Annotated in this window: 36 protein-coding genes and 1 tRNA gene; 33 read left to right on the top strand and 4 right to left on the bottom strand. The window is 71.5% G+C overall.

The genetic code is table 11. The features are described from left to right. Positions 1 to 21: 21 nt before the first annotated feature. From D9V36_RS08295 to D9V36_RS08290, 3 genes are all read right to left on the bottom strand, one after another. Entirely contained in the window at positions 22 to 1,308 is a 1,287-nt protein-coding gene (locus D9V36_RS08295) for a hypothetical protein (RefSeq protein ID WP_129293179.1), read from the bottom strand. A 13-nt stretch (positions 1,309 to 1,321) separates the two neighbouring features. Next, positions 1,322 to 1,444 carry a hypothetical protein gene (locus D9V36_RS42570; RefSeq protein ID WP_277753410.1) on the bottom strand — a complete coding sequence of 41 codons (123 nt, stop codon included), beginning with the start codon at positions 1,442 to 1,444 and terminating at the stop codon, positions 1,322 to 1,324. Positions 1,445 to 1,598: 154 nt separating this feature from the next. After that, on the bottom strand, positions 1,599 to 2,126 hold the full coding sequence (locus D9V36_RS08290; protein ID WP_129293178.1) for a helix-turn-helix transcriptional regulator: 528 nt from the start codon (positions 2,124 to 2,126) through the stop codon (positions 1,599 to 1,601). A gap of 213 nt (positions 2,127 to 2,339) precedes the next feature. Between D9V36_RS08290 and D9V36_RS08285 the strand changes: the two genes are divergently transcribed. The 33 genes from D9V36_RS08285 (at position 2,340) to D9V36_RS40810 (ending at position 18,048) form a co-directional block, all read left to right on the top strand. Continuing rightward, entirely contained in the window at positions 2,340 to 2,549 is a 210-nt protein-coding gene (locus D9V36_RS08285) for a helix-turn-helix domain-containing protein (RefSeq protein ID WP_164992909.1), read from the top strand. Further along, complete coding sequence (locus tag D9V36_RS08280; protein WP_129293176.1) at positions 2,546 to 2,830, top strand: hypothetical protein; 285 nt, start codon at positions 2,546 to 2,548, stop codon at positions 2,828 to 2,830. The genes D9V36_RS08285 and D9V36_RS08280 overlap by 4 nt, the downstream gene beginning before the upstream one ends. A gap of 94 nt (positions 2,831 to 2,924) precedes the next feature. After that, positions 2,925 to 3,512 carry a hypothetical protein gene (locus D9V36_RS08275; RefSeq protein WP_129293175.1) on the top strand — a complete coding sequence of 196 codons (588 nt, stop codon included), beginning with the start codon at positions 2,925 to 2,927 and terminating at the stop codon, positions 3,510 to 3,512. Continuing rightward, positions 3,512 to 3,886: a hypothetical protein gene (locus D9V36_RS08270; protein ID WP_129293174.1), complete on the top strand. Its 375-nt coding sequence runs from the start codon at positions 3,512 to 3,514 to the stop codon at positions 3,884 to 3,886. Before D9V36_RS08275 ends, D9V36_RS08270 begins: the two co-directional genes overlap by 1 nt. Then, positions 3,883 to 4,077: a hypothetical protein gene (locus D9V36_RS08265; RefSeq protein WP_129293173.1), complete on the top strand. Its 195-nt coding sequence runs from the start codon at positions 3,883 to 3,885 to the stop codon at positions 4,075 to 4,077. Before D9V36_RS08270 ends, D9V36_RS08265 begins: the two co-directional genes overlap by 4 nt. Continuing rightward, a complete protein-coding gene (locus tag D9V36_RS08260; protein ID WP_129293172.1) occupies positions 4,074 to 4,268 on the top strand; it encodes a hypothetical protein in 195 nt (64 codons plus the stop codon). The genes D9V36_RS08265 and D9V36_RS08260 overlap by 4 nt, the downstream gene beginning before the upstream one ends. Further along, on the top strand, positions 4,261 to 4,497 hold the full coding sequence (locus D9V36_RS08255) for a hypothetical protein (RefSeq protein WP_129293171.1): 237 nt from the start codon (positions 4,261 to 4,263) through the stop codon (positions 4,495 to 4,497). The genes D9V36_RS08260 and D9V36_RS08255 overlap by 8 nt, the downstream gene beginning before the upstream one ends. Next, complete coding sequence (locus D9V36_RS08250; protein WP_129293170.1) at positions 4,494 to 5,393, top strand: hypothetical protein; 900 nt, start codon at positions 4,494 to 4,496, stop codon at positions 5,391 to 5,393. The genes D9V36_RS08255 and D9V36_RS08250 overlap by 4 nt, the downstream gene beginning before the upstream one ends. Beyond that, complete coding sequence (locus D9V36_RS08245) at positions 5,386 to 6,462, top strand: hypothetical protein (protein ID WP_129293169.1); 1,077 nt, start codon at positions 5,386 to 5,388, stop codon at positions 6,460 to 6,462. Before D9V36_RS08250 ends, D9V36_RS08245 begins: the two co-directional genes overlap by 8 nt. Beyond that, positions 6,455 to 6,637 carry a hypothetical protein gene (locus D9V36_RS08240; protein WP_129293168.1) on the top strand — a complete coding sequence of 61 codons (183 nt, stop codon included), beginning with the start codon at positions 6,455 to 6,457 and terminating at the stop codon, positions 6,635 to 6,637. Before D9V36_RS08245 ends, D9V36_RS08240 begins: the two co-directional genes overlap by 8 nt. After that, entirely contained in the window at positions 6,634 to 7,173 is a 540-nt protein-coding gene (locus D9V36_RS08235; RefSeq protein WP_129293167.1) for a hypothetical protein, read from the top strand. Before D9V36_RS08240 ends, D9V36_RS08235 begins: the two co-directional genes overlap by 4 nt. Further along, on the top strand, positions 7,170 to 8,039 hold the full coding sequence (locus D9V36_RS08230) for a PD-(D/E)XK nuclease-like domain-containing protein (protein WP_129293166.1): 870 nt from the start codon (positions 7,170 to 7,172) through the stop codon (positions 8,037 to 8,039). The genes D9V36_RS08235 and D9V36_RS08230 overlap by 4 nt, the downstream gene beginning before the upstream one ends. Continuing rightward, the gene (locus D9V36_RS08225; protein WP_129293165.1) at positions 8,036 to 8,875 is read left to right on the top strand and encodes a hypothetical protein; all 840 of its coding nucleotides are present in this window, start codon (positions 8,036 to 8,038) and stop codon (positions 8,873 to 8,875) included. Before D9V36_RS08230 ends, D9V36_RS08225 begins: the two co-directional genes overlap by 4 nt. Then, positions 8,872 to 9,138: a hypothetical protein gene (locus D9V36_RS08220; protein ID WP_129293164.1), complete on the top strand. Its 267-nt coding sequence runs from the start codon at positions 8,872 to 8,874 to the stop codon at positions 9,136 to 9,138. Before D9V36_RS08225 ends, D9V36_RS08220 begins: the two co-directional genes overlap by 4 nt. A 17-nt stretch (positions 9,139 to 9,155) precedes the next feature. After that, positions 9,156 to 9,470 carry a WhiB family transcriptional regulator gene (locus D9V36_RS08215; protein WP_241721280.1) on the top strand — a complete coding sequence of 105 codons (315 nt, stop codon included), beginning with the start codon at positions 9,156 to 9,158 and terminating at the stop codon, positions 9,468 to 9,470. Next, positions 9,467 to 9,727: a hypothetical protein gene (locus D9V36_RS08210; protein WP_129293162.1), complete on the top strand. Its 261-nt coding sequence runs from the start codon at positions 9,467 to 9,469 to the stop codon at positions 9,725 to 9,727. Before D9V36_RS08215 ends, D9V36_RS08210 begins: the two co-directional genes overlap by 4 nt. Beyond that, positions 9,727 to 11,409 carry a DNA cytosine methyltransferase gene (locus D9V36_RS08205; RefSeq protein WP_129293161.1) on the top strand — a complete coding sequence of 561 codons (1,683 nt, stop codon included), beginning with the start codon at positions 9,727 to 9,729 and terminating at the stop codon, positions 11,407 to 11,409. The genes D9V36_RS08210 and D9V36_RS08205 overlap by 1 nt, the downstream gene beginning before the upstream one ends. Beyond that, complete coding sequence (locus D9V36_RS08200; protein WP_241720756.1) at positions 11,406 to 11,789, top strand: WhiB family transcriptional regulator; 384 nt, start codon at positions 11,406 to 11,408, stop codon at positions 11,787 to 11,789. The genes D9V36_RS08205 and D9V36_RS08200 overlap by 4 nt, the downstream gene beginning before the upstream one ends. Next, entirely contained in the window at positions 11,786 to 12,070 is a 285-nt protein-coding gene (locus D9V36_RS08195; RefSeq protein ID WP_129293160.1) for a hypothetical protein, read from the top strand. Before D9V36_RS08200 ends, D9V36_RS08195 begins: the two co-directional genes overlap by 4 nt. Next, positions 12,067 to 12,399: a hypothetical protein gene (locus tag D9V36_RS08190; protein ID WP_129293159.1), complete on the top strand. Its 333-nt coding sequence runs from the start codon at positions 12,067 to 12,069 to the stop codon at positions 12,397 to 12,399. The genes D9V36_RS08195 and D9V36_RS08190 overlap by 4 nt, the downstream gene beginning before the upstream one ends. Next, entirely contained in the window at positions 12,399 to 12,653 is a 255-nt protein-coding gene (locus D9V36_RS08185; RefSeq protein WP_129293158.1) for a hypothetical protein, read from the top strand. Before D9V36_RS08190 ends, D9V36_RS08185 begins: the two co-directional genes overlap by 1 nt. A gap of 178 nt (positions 12,654 to 12,831) precedes the next feature. After that, entirely contained in the window at positions 12,832 to 13,722 is an 891-nt protein-coding gene (locus D9V36_RS08180) for a hypothetical protein (RefSeq protein ID WP_129293157.1), read from the top strand. Further along, positions 13,719 to 14,366: a zinc finger domain-containing protein gene (locus tag D9V36_RS08175; protein ID WP_129293156.1), complete on the top strand. Its 648-nt coding sequence runs from the start codon at positions 13,719 to 13,721 to the stop codon at positions 14,364 to 14,366. Before D9V36_RS08180 ends, D9V36_RS08175 begins: the two co-directional genes overlap by 4 nt. Next, a complete protein-coding gene (locus tag D9V36_RS08170; RefSeq protein ID WP_129293155.1) occupies positions 14,363 to 14,725 on the top strand; it encodes a hypothetical protein in 363 nt (120 codons plus the stop codon). Before D9V36_RS08175 ends, D9V36_RS08170 begins: the two co-directional genes overlap by 4 nt. Next, the gene (locus tag D9V36_RS08165) at positions 14,722 to 15,351 is read left to right on the top strand and encodes a hypothetical protein (RefSeq protein ID WP_129293154.1); all 630 of its coding nucleotides are present in this window, start codon (positions 14,722 to 14,724) and stop codon (positions 15,349 to 15,351) included. The genes D9V36_RS08170 and D9V36_RS08165 overlap by 4 nt, the downstream gene beginning before the upstream one ends. Further along, entirely contained in the window at positions 15,348 to 15,578 is a 231-nt protein-coding gene (locus D9V36_RS08160; RefSeq protein ID WP_129293153.1) for a hypothetical protein, read from the top strand. Before D9V36_RS08165 ends, D9V36_RS08160 begins: the two co-directional genes overlap by 4 nt. Next, positions 15,578 to 15,865, top strand: coding sequence for a hypothetical protein (locus tag D9V36_RS08155; RefSeq protein ID WP_129293152.1), 288 nt, complete (start codon positions 15,578 to 15,580; stop codon positions 15,863 to 15,865). Before D9V36_RS08160 ends, D9V36_RS08155 begins: the two co-directional genes overlap by 1 nt. A gap of 2 nt (positions 15,866 to 15,867) precedes the next feature. Beyond that, the gene (locus D9V36_RS08150) at positions 15,868 to 16,092 is read left to right on the top strand and encodes a hypothetical protein (RefSeq protein WP_129293151.1); all 225 of its coding nucleotides are present in this window, start codon (positions 15,868 to 15,870) and stop codon (positions 16,090 to 16,092) included. 117 nt (positions 16,093 to 16,209) lie between these two features. After that, positions 16,210 to 16,548: a hypothetical protein gene (locus tag D9V36_RS08145; RefSeq protein WP_129293150.1), complete on the top strand. Its 339-nt coding sequence runs from the start codon at positions 16,210 to 16,212 to the stop codon at positions 16,546 to 16,548. A gap of 38 nt (positions 16,549 to 16,586) precedes the next feature. Then, positions 16,587 to 16,669 (top strand) — tRNA-Leu (locus D9V36_RS08140). A 38-nt stretch (positions 16,670 to 16,707) separates the two neighbouring features. Continuing rightward, complete coding sequence (locus D9V36_RS08135) at positions 16,708 to 17,409, top strand: hypothetical protein (RefSeq protein ID WP_129293149.1); 702 nt, start codon at positions 16,708 to 16,710, stop codon at positions 17,407 to 17,409. A gap of 91 nt (positions 17,410 to 17,500) precedes the next feature. Continuing rightward, complete coding sequence (locus D9V36_RS08130; protein WP_129293148.1) at positions 17,501 to 17,764, top strand: hypothetical protein; 264 nt, start codon at positions 17,501 to 17,503, stop codon at positions 17,762 to 17,764. Between the two features lie 113 nt (positions 17,765 to 17,877). Continuing rightward, positions 17,878 to 18,048, top strand: a complete 171-nt coding sequence (locus tag D9V36_RS40810) for a hypothetical protein (protein ID WP_164992908.1) — start codon at positions 17,878 to 17,880, stop codon at positions 18,046 to 18,048. 47 nt (positions 18,049 to 18,095) lie between these two features. On the opposite strand, the gene D9V36_RS08125 is transcribed toward D9V36_RS40810, so the two are convergent. After that, on the bottom strand, positions 18,096 to 18,341 hold the full coding sequence (locus D9V36_RS08125; RefSeq protein WP_129293147.1) for a hypothetical protein: 246 nt from the start codon (positions 18,339 to 18,341) through the stop codon (positions 18,096 to 18,098). Positions 18,342 to 18,508: the final 167 nt, after the last annotated feature.

The raw sequence follows: 18,508 nt of genomic DNA, 5'->3' as shown, positions 1-18,508 counted from the left end.
ATCTGGGAGATATCTGGGAGATCAACTTTGTGAGGCGAAATCCGCCGGATCTTCCGACTCCCAAAGGGCGCGCCAGCCGAGATTGCGCATTGCCTGCTCGAAGATCTCTTGCAGACCGTCAAGACGTTGCTGGCGCATCTTCGGCGTGGGGTGCTGGTACGTGCCCTTGATGCCAGGATAGCGGTGGCCGGCCTGCTCGAACGCCAGCACGGGATGAACCCCAATCTGGGCCTGGTAGGTGTCGTGGGTGTGCCGGAGGCGGCGCATGGTCATACCGCGCATGATCGGCTCCCACGCCTCCTTGACTGCTCGCCCCCGTGCCTTCGGCCGAGCAGGCCGGCCGTCGGCGGCCGGACGCATCAGCTCCCACCACGAGTTCCGCCACCACCACGTACCAGACGGTGTCATGAAGACGTAGGGGTGTGGCCACGTGGCAAGGTGGCGCGCAAGCAGATCAGCCAGGAATGGCGGTACGTCGATGTCTCGCACGGACCACTTGTTCTTGGGGGGTTCCAGCTGGCGGACGACCCCCTGCTTGCTCCCGTCCGGCCCCCGGCGCACGTACTCGGCAACTTCGACGTCGATCCGCAGAATGGGGCACTCGAACCACCCTCCGTTGTACGGCTCGCGCCGTTGAAGCAGGGTCTTGGTCCGGTGCAAGCCGATCCCCTCGCCCCAGCGGGGGCCGAGGAACGCTGTGGTGAGTGGAAGTAGCCCGTTCACTGGCCCCAGCCGGCGAGCGACTTGCAGTACGGCCTCCGGGGGCGCCCACTGCTGCACGTCGCCTGCCGTGGGCTGATCGGGCACGGTGGCAGCGCTCGTGTTCGTGCTGCTGCGCCGCCCGTACAGCGGATTCGCCGACAGGTATTTCGCGTCCACGGCGCCCGTCAGAATCAGCGACAGCAAGCCGGTGCAGTCTTTGACGGTCGACTCCGCGCACGCAAGGCTTCTCGCCCAAGCGTCGACATCGAACCAGTTGAGCGCGATCAGCGGCGTATGTTCCCACTTCGGCAGGATGTGGGTGTCCAGCCGCTCCCATCGGTTCATCACGGTGCGCCCGCGTGGAGACTGGGACGCCATCCATTTTCTGGCGAACACGCCGAACGGAGTCTGCATCAGGTCGGGGTCGATCCACCGGCCGGAGCGAATGGCGGCTTCTTGCTCGTCACCCCAGTTTTCAGCTGTCTTCTTGGTGGGGAAGCCCGGCTCGCTGCCCCATGTGCCGTCCGGCTTTTTGTACCGGGCACGCCAGGAGACCTTGCCCTTGCTGCCCTTGGCTGTGCTGACGCGCTTCTCCGCGTAGGCCACGTCCCCTCCCCTTCTACTGCCCGGGGAGAACACGCCAGTTGGGCACGATGGCGCACTCAGCTCCGGGGATCTTTCCGTCGAGCGACGTAAGGACCTGCTCGGCGATATACAGCACCCACATCCCGCTGCGCTTCACGAGCCATGCGCAGACGCCGAGCGGCATGCTTTTGACGCATCGAACCTCTACCCGCACCGGTCCCCCAATCCCAACCGAGGCGGCGGCACCTTCGTTACTGGTTGACCATGCAACCACACGGAGCGTGCGCAAGTGGAGGGGAGTGCGCAACTTTTCAGTCCCGATCGGTCTCGTCGGCGCTCCCCCCGCGCCTGAGCTTGACCTCGGCCTCCTCCCACCGCAGCAACGCGCGCTTCAGCTGCTCGGGGGTCGCGCCGGTCCGGCCCTTCACGATGACCACCATCTGCCCGTCGTCGCCCTCGTCGCCAGGGAGGTTGATGACGGCGGTGTCGAGCAGCGGCCCTTCACGCAGTGCGGCCTGGATCCTCAGCGGCAGTTCCTCCGGAGCCGCCATGGCGATGCTCTCGGCGGCAGCTGCGTCGCGGGCGTCCGAGCCGGGGGGTGATGACACTTCGATTGGTGCTCCGCCGGCCAGGACCTCGTCCACGGACCTCTCATCCCACCCGACAGCGCGGGCGTAGGCGCGAACGGTGGGGGTGACGCGGGCGATGTCGCCGTTCTCGATGTTGCGCATCGTGCCGCGCTTCACGCCGATGTCCTCGGCGACAGCGGCTTGGTTCAGGCCGCGCCCCTCTCGGGCGGCCTTCAGTGCCGCGCCGAGTCGCTTCCAGTCTCGCTCCATGGGTACTCATCATGCCTCATTCCTGTGCAACCCCATAGCCCACTCTGAGCCTTTTGACCTGCCATTACTGAGCGTGCGGGGCGCAAACGGGTTGCACTCGGGGCGCCCGGGGGGCACGCCGGCGCCCACCACCGCAGACGGATGCTCAGTTTCTGAGCATCTAACGGGCCAGAACGCTTGCAGAACGTGTAGTCCAATGCTTAATCTCTGAGCGTGACACCGAACGGCAACGCCATACGGGCGATCCGAGTGGCTCAGAAACTGAGCCTACGCGCGCTCTCTGACCGAACCGGCCTGAACCGGGGCTACCTCTCTCGCATTGAGCGAGGTCTGATCCGGGAACCGGCTGCCGGGCGGGTGGAGGCGATCGCACAGGCCATGTGCGTGCCGACCGAAGCGATCACCCACAAGGAGATGACGTGACGACCGCAGCAGCCACGAGCAAGCGGCGCCCCACAGCCCGTCGTGGCAGTGCCGCACCTACCGCGGAGCCTCTCGCGGAGCTGAAGCACTACACGCCCGAAGAGGTCTACGAAATGCGCCTGTTGCCCATCAAGCCCCGGACTCTCCGTGACAAGGCGACCGCACGACAGATCCCCCACAGCCACGCGGGTGGCCGGATCTCTTTCACCCTCCGGCACATCCGCGAGATCGCCGCCATGTACGAGGTCCGCCCGATCGGCGAGACGAAGCCCGCTGCCTGAACTCCCGTACCCCTGACGCGAGTCGGGGCCGCGCCGGTGGCACCCGGTGCGACCCCATCCGGCTCGTCTCACCACTGAAGAAATGAGGCTCCCCGTGAGCATCGACTCTATCTCTCCGGACCAGGCGGGCGCCGACCCGCGGTCCTCGTACCTCGCGGCGCTGAGCGTCGCGGAGCAGATCGTGGCGGCCGCGCCGGTCGTTCCGCAGTCCATCGACACCCACTCGTACGGCGAGTGGAAGTTCGGGCGGTACGGCGTCTCGGTGCACCTGCTGCTCCCCGCCGATGTGACCGCGTTCGCCCGCTGGGTCGGCGCGCACGCCTCTACCTCGCCGCGGGACGACGGCCGGTACACCACCGCGGCGGTCGGGGAGTACCACGGCGTCCCGTTCCGGGCGTGGGCACTGCACTCGGACGTCGCGTGGGTCAAGCGGCAGACCGAGATGGCCGGGCAGCTCGCTGCCCAGGCTCACGCTCTGTACGACTTGGACGCGGACTCGGCGGCGGTGCTGCCGGGGTGCGCGCCGTACGGGTGCCTGGCCATGCCGACGGTCGACGATGCGGACGCCGACGCCGGGCCGGTGCCGTACGCGCTGACGCAGCAGGCCATGGCGGTGCTCGCCCGGCCGGCGGCCGACCGGCTGCGCGGCATGCTCGCGCCGGCCCCGAAGGCGGGTGCCTGATGAGGCCCATCGCGGTTCGCCGTAACCGGCAGGGCATGGTCGTGCTGGACGTGACCGCGGCCGCCGAGGTGCTGCTTGAGCGGCTCGCCGACCTGCACATCGAGACCCCGGACCTCGTCGACGATTTGCTGACGCAGCTGGGTGCGGCGGTCCGGTTCCGTGATGCGGCCGCCGCGGAGCGGGACTCCTCGAGGGCCGCTGTCGCTACGGCGCAGGTGGACGGTCTCCGACAGGAGTTGCTGGCGTACATCGCCGCGGCGACCGACAGCGTCGTCGGCCTGGTCACCGCGCGGCTCGCTCGGGCGGACGCGGTGGCGCTCGCGGCCGAGCTGACTGCGGCGGCCGGCCCGCACCCCCTGGGTGGTGGCCGATGACCGCGATCGTCACGATCAAGCTGCACTGTGAGGGCGTGTACCGCGGCCGGAGTTGCGCGCGGGAGTTGCCGGCCCCGGATGGCGTCCGCACGATCGCCGCTCTGCGGTCCGTGGCGTACCGGGCGCACGGCTGGTCGACGCGCGGCCGGGACCTGTGCTCGTCGTGCCGGGCCCGGGAGGTGGGCGCGTGATCCACCGTACGTCCGGGATCGGCCACCTCCCCGTGGACGAGGCGGCAGCCACCGGGCCGCTGCCCCGCCGGGCCTCGGCCGAGGAACGCGGCCGCGCCCGGCTCTACGTGGCCAGCCGCGCCGCCGACGCCGACGACCTGCGCCTGCTCCTCGCCGCCCTCGGCCTCACCGAGGAGGCACCCGATGCCTGAGCCGTCCGTGCACGACCGGCGCCAGACCCTCGCCGCCGCGGTCCGTCGCCAGGGCGGTGAGTGGACGAAGCGCCGCGTGCTCCGCCTGTGGAACGCCGCCGGCTACCCGATCCCCCGCAGCACCCACACCGCCCGCGGCGACCTCGCCGCCCTCCAGCGCCACGGACTCCTGCTCTGCCACGAAGTCCCCGGCCGCCGCTTCTACACCCGCAAGGACGATGCCCGATGACCACGACCACTTCTCTGACCGTCGCGGAGGGCGCGGCGCTGATGGGCGCCCCGGAGCAGATCCGGACCACACCCGCGCCCCGCCCCTCGACGCCGTTCCGCACGGCCGACGAGCGCGAGCAGGACGTCGCTGCGCGGTTCCGCAAGGACACCGCCCGGCACCAGATGACGATCCTGCACGACGACGGCCTGTACCGGCACCTGCGGTTCACCAGTAACCCGCACGGTTACGGCGAGTACTGGTTCGACCTGATCACCTGGCCTGGCCGGCTGGCCATGTGCGGCGACATCGGCGAGGACTACGTGTTCAGCCGGACCGCCGACATGTTCGAGTTCTTCCGCACCGACCGGCGGTGGGGGATCAACCCGCACTACTGGGCGGAGAAGCTCGGTGGCGGCCGCCGGTCGGTGAAGGAGTACTCCGAGGACCTGTTGCGCCAGCTGGTCGTCGAGCGCTTCGTGTCGGACGCCCGTTTCGAAGGCGTCCCGGCGGGGACCGGCAAGGCCCTCCGTACATGGGTTCTCGACGAGGACCTGAGCGACGAGCACCTGGCCCGGAACGTCCTGGAGTCCTTCGCCTACCAGGGCTACGAGTTCGCCGATGACGTGTGGGAGTGGGACTTCCACGACTACACCTCGTCGTTCCTGTGGGCCTGCCACGCGATCGCGTGGGGCATCGGCCAGTACGACGTCGTGAAGGCCGCCAAGCCTGGCCGGATTACGGCTATCCGGCGGGTGTGTGAGAACGGCCGATGGCGGGTGAAGTGGCGGCTCGACGGTGCACGCCGTGTTCGGTCGGTCAGGACCGCCGCAGAGGCGCGCGACTACATGCGCTATCTGGAAGAGCAGGCGCACGAGACCGCCGCTGCCCTCCGGACGGAGGCCCGCCGTGGCTGACGACAACGAGGAGTTCTGGGCGGAGGAGCGGGCCCGCGCGGCTGCGGAGCGTGGCCGCCAGGCCGACCCGTCCGCGTGCGGTACCTGCCGGGGCCGCGTCGAGGCCGGCCAGCAGGTCAAGCACGACGAGTGCGCCCAGCGCGCCACCCTCCTGCAGGCACCCGATCACCCCGGGTACGAGCTGATCACCGGCCTGACCAAGCAGGAACTCGCGGCGCTCCCGGCCCGGTTCCACGTGCCGGCCTTCATTGACACCTGCACGCCCAAGGCGTGGGTGTGCGCGGTCTGCTGGGGCGACGGCTGGTGCACGCGCTGGCCCTGCGCCACGGCCCTGGAGCACGGCACCCAGGTGTTCTCCCCGGAGCACGACGCCGAACAGCACCAGAAGCAGCAGGCCGCCGAACTCGCCCGGCTCCGCGCCGAGCTGGAGCGGTACGTGGGCGCGGAGCCCACGGTGGCCGAGGAGATGCAGTACTTGAATCGCTGTCTCGACGCGGTACACGACGTGCTCGACGAGGCCAGGCGGGGCGCCGAGCGCTGGGAAACGCCGCTGCCCGTACCGGAGTGGGTGACGGTCGTCGCGCGCGCCGCCAACGGCGGCCGGCCGACACGCCGACCGTCCCGCGTCGAGGTGCTGCGCGAGGCCGCTGACCGGTTCGAGGCCGAGTGCCCCGACGCGGGCGGATCGATGGACCTCTGCATGTGCCACGCCGCCGAGCCGCTGCGCCGCATGGCCGATGACACCGGTAAGGACACTGCGGTCAGCGAGACCGACTATCTGTCTCGCTTCTCCGCCACGCCCGCCGAGGTCCATCGGTTCCTCGCGAGTCGCACCGCCGAGGACGTGCACCTGCGCTACCAGCAGGCCGTCGGAAGCCACGCCGTCGAGCAGGCCGCGAAGCACCTGCGGATGGCAGCGGCGTGCCAGCAGGCCGCAGGGGAGATCACGTCCCCGCGGGAGTACCGGGCGGCCGCTGATGACATCGACCCGATGAAGCGTGGCAGCGGCGGACCGTTCCCGGCCGAGCTGATCCGCTTCGGCACCACGGGCGGTGCCAGCGATGCCTGACACCTTCGGTAGCTACCACCAGCGCCGCACCGACGACGGCCGCGCGCGCACCGCGCGTGAGGCGCAGAACATCGCCGCCTTCGACCAGGCGGCTCCGGCGGCCGCCGGCTGCTTCGTGGCGCTCGCGCTGCTCGTCGCCATGGTCGCCGCCGCACTGGGGGTGGCGCTCGGATGATGAACACCGCGCAGGCCGGGGCTCAGGCCCCGGCCGCCGGTCGGCGGCCCACACCGAACGGCAAGTTCACGGGCGTCGAGGTCCGCCGCACGTACCTCCTCGCCGTTGCACGCCACGCCGGCACACCCCTCACCACCGGTCTGGCCCTGCAGATCTACGCGGTGTCGCCGTGGCGCACCACTGCCCGGAGCACAGCCCGCCGCGACCTCAGAGACCTCGCCCGCCGCGCCTACCTCGTGCCCCATGACACGAAGGCCGGCCGCTTCTACCGACTCGGCAGCGACCCCAACCCCGCCCACCCGGCCCGGGGGCGTGTCAGGCAGCACCTGCTGGAGGCGATCCGCAGGGAGGGCGGCGAGTGGACCGTCGGGCGCCTGAAGCGCTCCTGGCACCAGGCCACCGGCACCCACGTCCTCCGAATGTCCTGCCGCCGCTTCCTCGCGGACCTGTACCGGGATGGCCACCTGGACCGTCACGGCGACGGCACCCCGCGCCGCTACTACACCCACCGTGAGAACGGCGGGACAGCCCGATGACCACCACCGAGCAGCCGCAGGTCACCGGGCCCGGCATCTACGACCTGACCGCCGAGCAGTATCACCGGGACCCCGTCGAGGGCGGCTCGCTGTCCTCTAGCGGCGCCCGCCGTCTGCTCCCGCCGTCCTGCCCCGCCCTGTTCCGCTGGGAGCAGGACCACCCGCAGCCGCCGAAGAAGACCTTCGACTTCGGGCACGCTGCCCATAAGGAGGTGCTGGGCGTCGGGCCCGAGCTGGTGCTCGTGGACGCGGCTCGCTGGGACAGCGACGCCATCAAGGCCGAGGTGGCCAGCATCCGCGCCGCGGGCGGGGTGCCGCTGAAGCGACCAGAGTTCGAGCAGGTGCAGGCGATGGCGGCCGCCATCCGTCGGCATCCGGTGGCGTCCTGGCTGTTTGAGCCGGAGACCGGCACGGCCGAGTCGGCGCTCGTGTGGCGGGACGGTCCGACGGGCATCATGCGCCGCGCGCTCCTCGACTGGCGGCCCGACCCGGGCCCCGGCCGGATGATCATCCGCGACTACAAGACCGCCCGGTCCGCCGACCCCGCGACCGTCGCCCGCGCCGTCCATGAGTACGGCTACCACCAGCAGGCCGACTGGTACCGCGCCGGCTGCCGCGCGCTCGGCCTGTGCGACGAGACCGCCGAGTTCGTGTTCGTCGTCCAGGAGAAGGACCCGCCGTACCTGGTGACCGTCGTGCAGCCCGACGGCATGGCAATGCGCATCGGCGCGGCCCGGAACCGCCGCGCCATCGAGACCTACGCGCGCTGCGTCGAGACCGGCCACTGGCCCGGCTACGCCGACGAGCCCGTCTACCTCTCCCTGCCCCCGTGGGCCGAAATCCGTGACTCCGAGGAGTACCTGTGAACCACCAGCAGCAGATCGAGCGCATGACCCCCGCGGGGGCGCCTGCCCGCATCGGACAAGGCACCGCCGTCGAGCAGTCCCGCGCGGTCGCCGAGGTACAGGCCGCGATCGTCGTCGCCCAGCAGTGCCCCCGCAACATCCAGGCCGCGGTCGCCGAAATGCGCGAGTCGTGCCGCCAGCCGTACCTGGCCGACCGCGCGTTCTTCCGCTTCCCCCGCGCCGGCCAGACGGTGTCCGGCGCGTCCGTCCACCTCGCCCGGGAACTCGCCCGCTGCTGGGGCAACGTGCAGTACGGGCTGGTCGAGATGCGCCGCGACGACGAGTACGCCCAGTCGGAGATGCAGGCGTTCGCCTGGGACGTCGAGAAGAACTCGCGCAACAGCAGCACCTTCATCGTCCCGCACCTGCGGGACACCAAGAAGGACGGCCCCGTGCTGCTGAAGGAACTGCGGGACATCTACGAGAACAACGCCAACAACGGCGCTCGCCGCGTCCGCGAGGCGATCTTCGCGATCCTTCCGCCCTGGTTCGTCGAGGAGGCCAAGGACCTCTGCACGCAGACGCTGCGGGACGGCGGCGGTAAGCCGCTGAACCTCCGGGTCTCCGAAGCCATCCGCGCCTTCGAGGGGATCGGCGTCACGGCCGACCGCATCGAGACCAAGCTCGGCCGCAAGTCCGGGAAGTGGACTGACCACGATGTGGCTCAGCTGCAGGTCATCTTCCATTCCATCAACCGTGGAGAGGTCGCCGCCGAGGACGAGTTCCCTGCGCCGCGGGTGACCGCCGACGAGATCACCGGTGGTCAGCAGGGCGAAGCCAGCGAGGTGCGGTCGTGAGCCGCCGCAGCAGGCAGGCCGCGGCGCTGGCCCGGGCCGTGACCCGGCTGACCGCCGACCGCAGCCGCCACCAGACCCGCATCGACCGCCTGGCCCGCGCCCTGTGGGCCACTCGCCGAGCCCTGGCCGCGCAGGAGCGCGTCAACAACCAGCTCTCGAACCAGCTGTTCTCCGCCATGGGCTACACCGACGCCGCGCTGACGCGCCTCGACGTGCCCGCCCGTACCGCCGCCGGCCGCGAGCCGGGAGAGGTGACGTCATGAAGAACATCCACCTGACGATCGACGACCAGCGCCGGCTCCGCCAGCAGTCCAACGGCGACGCTGGGGATTGGCGTCACCAAGGCGTCTGCCGCGAGGAAGAAGAGCCCGACCTGTTCTTCCCGGTCGGCAACACCGGCCCCGCGCTGCTCCAGATCGAGGAAGCCAAGGCCGTCTGCCGCCGCTGCCCCGTCATGCCGCAGTGCCAGGACTGGGCCCTGACCACGCGGATGCCGGACGGCGTGTGGGGCGGCATGTCCGAGGCCGAGCGCGCCACCGTGCTGCGCCACCGGGCCCGGAACGCCGCCAAGACGCGGAAGGCGGCGAGCGCATGAGCCCCGCCGCGACCGTCCTCGTCATCGCCGCCTGGGTGATCGTCGCGGTGGCCGTCGCCGTCCGGCTCGGCCCGCTGCTCCGCCGCCACCAGCCCACCGCCGTCCCGCCATACGCCGACTTCACCGTGCACCCGGCGGGCGCCCGCTGGCTCCCCTGCGACACCACCATCTGCGGCCACATGACCACCGTCCACACCCCGCAGCCCGGCGGCGCCTACCGCTGCACCACCTGCGGCCACACCAAGGGGGACCAGTGATGTACCGCCACGACAGCGAGCTGTCCGTCATGGACTGGTTCTGCGGCGCGGGCGGCAGCAGCCAGGGCGCGCACGCCGTCCCCGGCGTCCGCGTCGAGCGCGCCGCGAACCACTGGCTCCGCGCGATCGAGTCGCACGCCGCGAACTTCCCGAACACCGACCACTACCAGGGCGACATCCGCAAGGCCCCGGTGTGGGACTGGCCCGTCGCCGACATCTTCTGGGCCTCCCCGGAGTGCACCAACTGGTCGGTGGCGAAGGGACGGCGGCGCGACTTCGCCAGCGCCATGCAGGGCGACCTGTTCTCCCTCCTCGCCGCCCAGGACGATGACGAGCCCACCGCCGAGGAAGAGTCCCGGGCCCTGATGGAGGAAGTGCCGCTCTACCTGCGCGGTGTGCAGGAGCGCGGCGGCCTGGTGAAGGCGGGCATCGTCGAGAACGTCGTCGACGTCCGCGCCTGGACGGACTGGAACCGGTGGATCGGCGAGATCCACAAGCTCGGCTACCGCACCCGGATCATCGCCCTGAACTCCATGCACGCGAACCCCCGCACGGTGCACGTCGCCCCGCAGTCCCGCGATCGGCTCTACGTGGGCTACTGGCACGAGACGCTGGGCCGCACGCCGAACTGGGACAAGTGGCTCCGCCCCCGCGCCTGGTGCGAGACCTGCGACACGTGGGTGCAGGCCATCCAGGTGTGGAAGCGGCCCGGCATCGACATGGGCCGCTACCGCCAGCAGTACGTCTACCGGTGCCCGAGCACGACGTGCCGCAACGCCGTCGTCGAGCCCGAGGCGCTCCCGGCGCTGGCCGCAATCGACTGGTCCATCCCCGGGCAGCGCATCGGCGACCGCGCCAAGCCGCTCGCCGCGAAGACCCTCGCCCGCATCCAGGCCGGGCTGAAGAAGTTCGCGGTGCCGATGATGGTCCCCGCCGGCGGCACCTGGCGGACCGACGCGACCGCCGTCACCGTCCCCCTGCCGGCCCGCACCACCCGGGAGAACGACGCGCTCGCGATCCCGCCGCTGCTGGTACCGGTTGAGGGCCGCGACGGGAAGGCAGCCGCGTCCGCGCACGTGCCGATGCGTTCCCAGACCGCGCGGAACGAGACCGGGCTGGCGTGGCTGCCGTTCATCGCCGAACTCCGCGGCGGCGGCTCCGTCGCCCGCTCGGTGTCCGAGTCGTTGGCAACCGTAACGGCCTCCGGCAACCACCACGGCCTCGTCACCCCGGGCTTGCCCGCGTTCGTCATGCGGAACAACAGCAGCAAGGGCAACGGCGGCGAGCACTGCACACCGGCCGCCGAGCCGTTCCGGACGATAACGACAGCTGGCCACCAGTCCCTCATCACCTGGGAGCACCTGCTGGTGCCGTACTACGGCAACGGGCAGGCCAGGCCGGTCAGCGAACCGATCGGGGCGCTCACCACCCGCGACCGATACGCCCTCGTCCGAGGCGACGTCGACATCAACGACGTTCGGTTCCGCATGCTGGAGCCCCACGAGATCGGCCGAGCGATGAGCTTCGCCGACTCGTACACGGTCCTCGGCTCGAAGAGAGAACGCGTCCGCCAGTACGGCAACGCTGTCACCCCCAACGCCGCCGAGATCCTCCTGTGCGCCCTCGTCGAGGCCATCACCGGCGACGAGCTTTCCCGCCACAGCGAGGGGAGCCAGTCGTGAGCCGCTTCGCCTGGATGGACGACGCGCTGTGCGCCCAGACCGACCCGGACGCCTTCCACCCGGACGGGCCCGGCCACGGCTACCGCACGGCTGCCAAGATCTGCGACACCTGCCCCGTCCGCAAGGACTGCGAGGAGCACGTCGAACGGCTGGAAGGGGCCGGGTCACGCGCCGACCGGCACGGCATGTGGGCCGGCGCGGTCCCCCGGGCCCGCGCCCGTCAGGCCGAGACCACGGCCAAGGAGCAGCGCGACGCCCTGATCATCCGGCTCCACAACCGCGGCGGGATGACCGCCCAGGAGATCGCGGCGGCGGCCGGCTGCGACGAGCGCACCGTCTACCGCGTCACCGCCCCCCACCGTGACCAGGCCGCGGCATGACCGCCGCTCCGCTGGAGTGCGAATCCGTCGGCGCCCACTCCGGCCGCGTCCGGCCGTACGCCTGCGGACACCGTTGCTCGGCGCACGCCCCGTGGGCGCTGGCTGGCCGCCGCGAGCCGGAGCCGGGCCCCGGCTGGCCCTCGGACGCCTGGTCGACGCCCAGCCCGCAGTCCTCCAGCGCCGTCATCGACGACCGGGCCGTGGCCTCCGGGAAGCGCCGCTCTACCCCCGCCACCTACCACGCCGCCCAGGCCGCCGTCCAGAAGGGCTGGACCACATGAACGACACGACGCCGGTGGAGAGCCGGTGCGACGGATGCAGCCAGACCCGCCCGCTGTTTCTGTACGAGCCCGACCACAACATGCACGTCATCCCGGTGCCGTGCGAGTGGTGCAACCGGGAGAAGCAGCCCTTGCTCTGCGTCCGCTGCTGGGGCGCCGAGCGGGAGCGCGAGGAGAACATGCCGATGTCCGCGGCCGAGGCGGACGCCACAGCAGTCTTCGTCCAGCTCGCCAACAACAACAGCCGCATCCTTGCCCGCCAGGAGGCGGACAAGGCCACCTGTGACGGCATCGCCGCCGCCACCAAGCAGGCCGATGCTGACCGGTGATGCGGCCCAGGGTCCGGTACACGGACTGGCCTGTGCCGGCGCTGGAGTTGACGGACACCCCGCGGCCCGGCTGCCCGCACTGCCGTGGGGACGGGGCCGTCGAGCAGGACAGCGCGGTGGGCGTCCCGATCACCACCTACTGCGAGTGCTGGCGGCCCGAGCGCGCCTGGCTCCTCACCTACGTACCGCGCAGGCTCGCCCTCCGATGGCTCGGCTGGCAAGAGCCGCCACACTCCGACATCCCGCCGTTCTGACCCCGACGTGACACCGGGATTGCGCACGTCACAGCGACTTGCAAGCCCGACGTCACGTCCCCCACCGGCGCCACCCGAAGCACCACCGTGACGCCGACAGCACGGCCCCGGGGCGGGGCGACGACACCCCCGCCCCGGGCGCACGCCACACCGCACGAACGCGAGAGAGAAGCCGCGAATGTCCTGGTTCAAGATCGACGACGGGTTTCACTGCCACCCCAAGGTGTTCGCAGCAGGCACGCCCGCCATCGGCTTGTACGTCCGATGCGGCTCGTGGGCGGCGCAGCAGGAGACCGACGGAGTGATCCCCAAGCAGATCGCCCGCATGTACGGCACGCCCCGGATGATCAAGGCGCTGGTGGACTCCGGGCTGTGGCACGACGCCAACCACGAATGCGAGGCGTGCCCCAAACTCGCACCCAACTCGTACGCGATCCACCAGTACTTGGACCGCAACCCGAGTCGAGTTGAGAACGACTTGGCACGCAAAGCGAAGTCGAAGCGCCAACAGAAGTGGCGCGAGGGCAAGCGAAACCAGCAGGCCAACGGCAATTCCAACCCCGACGTAGATGCCGGTGTAGACGCGTCTACACGCCGTCACGGAGACGCTGCCCCCGACCCCACCCGCCCCGTCCCGTCCCCGGTTCCTCCTACGGAGGAACCACCCCCCTACCCCCCGCAGCAGGACAACCTGCCCGCCACCTTCACCTCCGGCCAAGCGGCAGCAGTGGGCCCCGACTGGCTCCAGCCCCTCACCGCGGCCATGGGCACCGCCGGAATGCACGTCCCGTGGAAGTTCAAGGGCGACGACCTGATCCGACTGCACAACGACATCAAGCGACTCGGCATCCCGCTGATGGTCGAACAGGCCCGTCGCGGCTGGCAGTCCGCCCGGACCCCCGTCGTCTCCAGTCGCTTCTTCTACGACAGCTGGCACTCCCTCCCCACCCCGCAGGCCACCGACGGCCGCCCCTCCCTGCACGCCGTCGGCGGCCCCTCCAAGACCAGCGACTACCTGGCCGGCATGGCCGCCATCGCTGACGAACTCCGCGCAGGAGGCATGCAGTGAACCCCGAAGAAGTGCCCCAGCTCATCGCGCAGATCGCCCTTGCCGACCCGCGTGTGAAGCGCGAGAACGAGTTCGAGCGCCGCGCTCAGGTGCTGATGTGGGCCGGCATCCTCGCTGACGTCCCGTACGACTACGCGCTCCAGGCCGCTCACGAGCACTACGCCCAATCCGTGTGGCCGATCCTCCCCGCCGACATCGCCACCCGCTGGACGGCAACGGTCCGGGACCGGATGAACCGGCACACCGACCCCACACCGGTCACCGACCCGGACGACGTTGCCGCGTGGCGGTCCGAACTCCTCGCCACCCGGCACGCGGTGGCCACTGGGCAGGCTGCCCCGGCCCCGCTGAAGGAGCTGACGGCCGGACCGGACGCCGAGGTGCAGGAGCGGCTGGACCGGCTCGGCCGGTATGTGCCCGCCGGGACAAGCGAGGAGCTGTCCCCGTACCGGCCGGTGCGTGCCGAGCGCGAACGTCTCGCGCGCGCCGGCGAGCCCGACCCGCTCGACGTCCGCTGCGACTGGTGCCGGGCGCCAGCCGGAGAGCCCTGCCGGCAGGGCAAGAACCTCGCTCGTCGCCGGACGCCGCACCCCTCCCGCATCGATGCCGCGGCCGCGCGCCAGAACCAGGAGCCGACGCCATGACCACCACCGCGATACCCGACGCCGCGCAAGCGATCATCCGCGCCGCCCTCGACGACTACCGCCTCACCGTCCCGCCTTCGGATGCCAAGCCGGCCGCCGCGGCCCACCGCGTTGTCGAGTACCTGGCCGCCAGCGGCTACACCGCCCGCCAGCCCAGCGACCGGCCTCGCCCGTACTGGGACCGCTCGTTCCCGTCCGAGGCCGCCGTCGAGATCCGCGACGCGCTCGCACTCCACTGCCTGCTCGTCGACCCCCAGCAGGCCACCCCCGCCAGCCAGACCGAGCGGATCGTCATCGACCTCATCGCCGCCAGCTGGTTGATCGTCCCCGACACCCGCACCAGGAGCGCCGCCGCATGAACTGCACCGCCTGCACCCACCCGCTCGACGCCCCCGCCCAGCTCTGCCCCGCCTGCGTTCGTGGCCTCGATGTCCGGCTCAGTGAACTCCCCGGCCAGTACCTGCTGCTGGCCACTCACCTCCGCCCGGGCGCGGCTCGCGGCGACGGCCCTGTGGCCTTGGTCCGGACGCCGCCGCTCCCGGTGCGCGAGGACGTCCTCGACATGCGCGCCGAGGGCGGGCTCGTCACCGTGCTGGAAGGCTGGCGCGAGGCCATGCAGCAGGCCCGCGGCTGGGGCCCGCCCGCCCGCACCGGCAGCATCGAGCGTCGCGTGGTCGCCGCCGCCCGCGGCCTCCGCATGAACATCGAGTGGATCGCCGAGTCGTTCCCGGGCGCCGGGGACATGGCCCGCGAGATACGCCACCTCGCCGGCCAGGCCGCCGCGCTCCTCGACCCGGCCCCGTCCACCCTCTCCGTGGGCGACTGCGCCGCGGAACTTGGCGGCGACATCTGCGGCGCCCCGCTCCGCGTCCCCCACGGCACCACGACCGTCCGCTGCTGCCGATGCGGGACGGACTACCCGCCGCACCTGTGGATGACCCTGGCGACCGGCGCGTGGGCGGCACCCGCGGGAGCCGCAGCGTGACCGCCGTACGGGCCGCCGCGGCCGCCCTGGCGGGCGCATGGGGCATCCGGCAACTCCTGGGACGCCAGCGGTGCCGCGCGGCCGCCACGCGGACGCTCCCCGCCGCGCACCTCGCTGTTCCCGGCGTCACCCCGCTGTTCGTCGCCTGCTGCCCCACCTGGCCCGCCACCGGCGGCCGCGCCCACCACCGCACCTGCCACAACGCCACCGAGGAGACCGGCCGCTGATGAGCGACACCACCATGACCGCCGAGCAGCTCGCCGAGGAACTGCTCACCACCAGGCGACGCCTCTCCGCGCCCGAGGACGGCGCCCGGCTGCTCGCCGAACTGCAGAGGAACGCGACCCGCCCCGTCCTGGAGATCGTCTCCGCCTGGTGTGTCGAGTCCAACGACATCGGCGGCATCGACGCCGGAGACCTCGCGTGGCGGCTGGAGCAGGCCGGCTACCCGCTGCCCGGCCGGGCCCCGGCCCCCGTCGTGCACGACATCACCCCCGACACCCCGGAGAACTGACCATGCGCTACGACCTCCTTCACCGCTTTCTCCTCGGCGCATTCGTCGGCGCCCTCACCATGGCCGTGCTGTGGCTCGTCACCGAACACCTTCCCGCCTGGTGGGTCACCGTCCTCATCGCCAACCTGCTCGGCCTCGCCGGAGCCGGCGCGCTCCGAACGCGGCGGGCCCGCGAGCAGCAGCGGCTGCAGCAGGCGTACGACCGCCCCGCGTTCGGCGAGGAGTGACGTCCGCCGTGCTCGCCGTCGTGCTGCTGGTCCTGCTCATCGCGGTGAGCACCAGCACCCTCACCACCCCCGGCGACCGCCACCGCCTCACCGGCCGACCCAAGGAGACCCACCCCGATGAACCGCCGCACCTTCACCACCACCGAACTCGCCGCGCTCAGCGTGCCGCCCGACAGCCCCGAGGACGTCGAGTACAGCGAGCACCTGCTCGCCGACGAGCAGACCACCACGCTGAAGTACACCGCCCAGCGCTGCGCCGTCTTCCGCGCCCCTGACGACGGCCGGACCTACGCCGTCGAGTACGAAGCCCCCCTCGACACCGGCGACTACGAGGTCGGCGGCTACGTGCCCGACGACCACGGGTGGTACGGCGGCACCGTCGAGGCGATCGAGGTGGAGCAGCGCGAGGTGACCGTCACCCGCTGGATGCCCGTCGAGGACACGCAGACCCGCTGACCCGCCCCGCCCGGCCGCCGACCGCGGCCGGGCCCCGAGCCCGGGTGGCGGAACGGCAGACGCAGCCGCCTTAAAAGCGGACGCCCCCACGGGCATGCGGGTTCGAATCCCGCCCCGGGCACGCACCACAACCGCAAGACCGGAGAACTGGAGAACACCATGACAGACGCCGCCGCCAAGGCCGCCGCCACCCTGCTGGAGCGGACCGCGACCGGTCCCGCCGAGGCGCAGAAGGACAGGACGCAGACCGAGCAGGACGACGTCCTTGGCGTACTGCTTGCCCGCCTCCGCCGCGGCGCCCTCCTCGACGTCGAACAGCCCCTGCTTGCCGAGCACATCGAGCGTCTGCTCGACGACCGCGCCCTGAAGGGCGACGCAGCCAGTGAGCGGGCCGACCTCCTGGAGGAGACCCGGGACGCCCTCGACGAACCGGCGGGCAGGCAGTTGGACGCCCCCCGCCCCATCCCGGCCGCGATCGTCCACCCCGGCACAGAGCAGCAGGCCAGCAGCACGACAGGGGGCGACGAGCCCCACCCGGCCGAGGCCGAGCGCGACCACGCGTACGCCGAACGCGCCGCGCTCCTCGCCTGGCTCGCCGCGCTGCACCCCGCCGCCAGCGTCATGGCCCCCGCCGCCGACATAGACGAGCCCGGCTGGCAGCTGCTCTACCTCCACTCCGTCGGCGGGCAGATGAGCTGGCACATCGCACCCCGGGACGCCGCATTGTTCGAGCACGTCGAGCACGTCCAGCCGGACGACCCACGGGCGCAGTGGGACGGGCACACCACCGCGGCCAAGTACCAACGAATCCAGGAGCACGTCGCCCAGGTGGCCGCGGGCCGGGGCCCAACTGGGCGCTGATCCCGCCCTACCGCACACCACGAAGGCCCCGCCCTCACGACGAGGGCGGGGCTTTCGCACGCCCAGCACCGACACCATCAAGGAGACCCCCATGGCCACCCGCTGTATCCGAGCCTGCGACGTCGCCTACGACCTCAGCGCCGCTGGCCACCCCGACTCCACCCGCGGTCCCGCCTGGCGCCCCGGCCACCGCGCCACCCAGGGCAGCCCTCGCACCGTCCGGTGCTGGCACGACGGGCCCGACGAGCAGCAGCACCTTGACCGGTACGCGGCCGTGCTCCGGGCCCGCGGGTACACCGTCATCCTGGAGCGGCGGACCGGGCGCCGGCCGGCGCTGCGGATCACGCACCCGTGAGCAGGCTCGACGGGCCCGGCCGACGAGCCCAACTCGCCCTGCGGGTATGCGCCGAGGGCAGCCCACGCGCCCGCCTTCTGCCATCCTGGAACCCACGCCAGAAGGGGGACACCATGCCCGTGCAGCTGATCAAGACCGAGCCGAACCCCGTCACAGCGGAACGCGTCGCGGATGCGGCCGCGGTCATCCTCGTCACGCTCCGCGCCTTTGGCCCGGCCGTGCAGAGGGCCGGTGAGGAGATGGGCCGCAGCCTCGCGCGCCTGGGTGAGCGCCATTCCGCCTGACGCAGCACGGCGCCCCGCCAGTCTCCGGACTGGCGGGGCGCACTCGGCTATCGGGCGACAGGCACTGAGACCGGCACCGTCTCGTCCTGGCCGTCCCAGGTCACCCAGAGCTGCGGCGGGATCGGCTTGCCCGACGCTGCGGACATCCGCAGCTCGCGGCCTTCCTCTGTGGCCAGGGACACCCCGTCGTGCTGCCACTCGAACAGGTATGGCCAGTCCCCGTAGTTGATGATGTGCACGTCTTCGGCCACTCTCGTCCCGGCGTTCCGCAGCCGATACCGGGTGCCACTCATGTGATCAACTACGAGCCGCACGTACGGTGCGGCCGCGGCGCGTTGCTCCTCTGCCAACTCGCGCTGCAGAGCCAGTGAGTCGACCGCCGAATCTGCCGATCGCCGACTGTCCCCGCGGGCCTGCCATGCGATCCAGATCGCGAATCCTGACCCCGCAACAGCCACCC

The sequence above is a fragment of the Streptomyces lydicus genome, from assembly GCF_004125265.1.
Classification (GTDB): domain Bacteria; phylum Actinomycetota; class Actinomycetes; order Streptomycetales; family Streptomycetaceae; genus Streptomyces; species Streptomyces lydicus_C.
The sequence above is the reverse complement of the archived record's forward strand: the minus strand, read 5'-3'. Positions and strand labels throughout refer to the sequence as shown.

Bases quoted from the DNA above. Each gene is read 5' to 3' on its own strand.
- D9V36_RS08290 (WP_129293178.1), bottom strand. From the start codon at position 2,126: ATGGAGCGAGACTGGAAGCGACTCGGCGCGGCACTGAAGGCCGCCCGA.
- D9V36_RS08270 (WP_129293174.1), top strand. From the start codon at position 3,512: ATGAGGCCCATCGCGGTTCGCCGTAACCGGCAGGGCATGGTCGTGCTG.
- D9V36_RS08265 (WP_129293173.1), top strand. From the start codon at position 3,883: ATGACCGCGATCGTCACGATCAAGCTGCACTGTGAGGGCGTGTACCGC.
- D9V36_RS08255 (WP_129293171.1), top strand. From the start codon at position 4,261: ATGCCTGAGCCGTCCGTGCACGACCGGCGCCAGACCCTCGCCGCCGCG.
- D9V36_RS08250 (WP_129293170.1), top strand. From the start codon at position 4,494: ATGACCACGACCACTTCTCTGACCGTCGCGGAGGGCGCGGCGCTGATG.
- D9V36_RS08240 (WP_129293168.1), top strand. From the start codon at position 6,455: ATGCCTGACACCTTCGGTAGCTACCACCAGCGCCGCACCGACGACGGC.
- D9V36_RS08235 (WP_129293167.1), top strand. From the start codon at position 6,634: ATGATGAACACCGCGCAGGCCGGGGCTCAGGCCCCGGCCGCCGGTCGG.
- D9V36_RS08230 (WP_129293166.1), top strand. From the start codon at position 7,170: ATGACCACCACCGAGCAGCCGCAGGTCACCGGGCCCGGCATCTACGAC.
- D9V36_RS08210 (WP_129293162.1), top strand. From the start codon at position 9,467: ATGAGCCCCGCCGCGACCGTCCTCGTCATCGCCGCCTGGGTGATCGTC.
- D9V36_RS08205 (WP_129293161.1), top strand. From the start codon at position 9,727: ATGTACCGCCACGACAGCGAGCTGTCCGTCATGGACTGGTTCTGCGGC.
- D9V36_RS08195 (WP_129293160.1), top strand. From the start codon at position 11,786: ATGACCGCCGCTCCGCTGGAGTGCGAATCCGTCGGCGCCCACTCCGGC.
- D9V36_RS08190 (WP_129293159.1), top strand. From the start codon at position 12,067: ATGAACGACACGACGCCGGTGGAGAGCCGGTGCGACGGATGCAGCCAG.
- D9V36_RS08185 (WP_129293158.1), top strand. From the start codon at position 12,399: ATGCGGCCCAGGGTCCGGTACACGGACTGGCCTGTGCCGGCGCTGGAG.
- D9V36_RS08180 (WP_129293157.1), top strand. From the start codon at position 12,832: ATGTCCTGGTTCAAGATCGACGACGGGTTTCACTGCCACCCCAAGGTG.
- D9V36_RS08170 (WP_129293155.1), top strand. From the start codon at position 14,363: ATGACCACCACCGCGATACCCGACGCCGCGCAAGCGATCATCCGCGCC.
- D9V36_RS08165 (WP_129293154.1), top strand. From the start codon at position 14,722: ATGAACTGCACCGCCTGCACCCACCCGCTCGACGCCCCCGCCCAGCTC.
- D9V36_RS08155 (WP_129293152.1), top strand. From the start codon at position 15,578: ATGAGCGACACCACCATGACCGCCGAGCAGCTCGCCGAGGAACTGCTC.
- D9V36_RS08150 (WP_129293151.1), top strand. From the start codon at position 15,868: ATGCGCTACGACCTCCTTCACCGCTTTCTCCTCGGCGCATTCGTCGGC.
- D9V36_RS08145 (WP_129293150.1), top strand. From the start codon at position 16,210: ATGAACCGCCGCACCTTCACCACCACCGAACTCGCCGCGCTCAGCGTG.
- D9V36_RS08135 (WP_129293149.1), top strand. From the start codon at position 16,708: ATGACAGACGCCGCCGCCAAGGCCGCCGCCACCCTGCTGGAGCGGACC.
- D9V36_RS08130 (WP_129293148.1), top strand. From the start codon at position 17,501: ATGGCCACCCGCTGTATCCGAGCCTGCGACGTCGCCTACGACCTCAGC.
- D9V36_RS40810 (WP_164992908.1), top strand. From the start codon at position 17,878: ATGCCCGTGCAGCTGATCAAGACCGAGCCGAACCCCGTCACAGCGGAA.
- D9V36_RS08125 (WP_129293147.1), bottom strand. From the start codon at position 18,341: ATGAGTGGCACCCGGTATCGGCTGCGGAACGCCGGGACGAGAGTGGCC.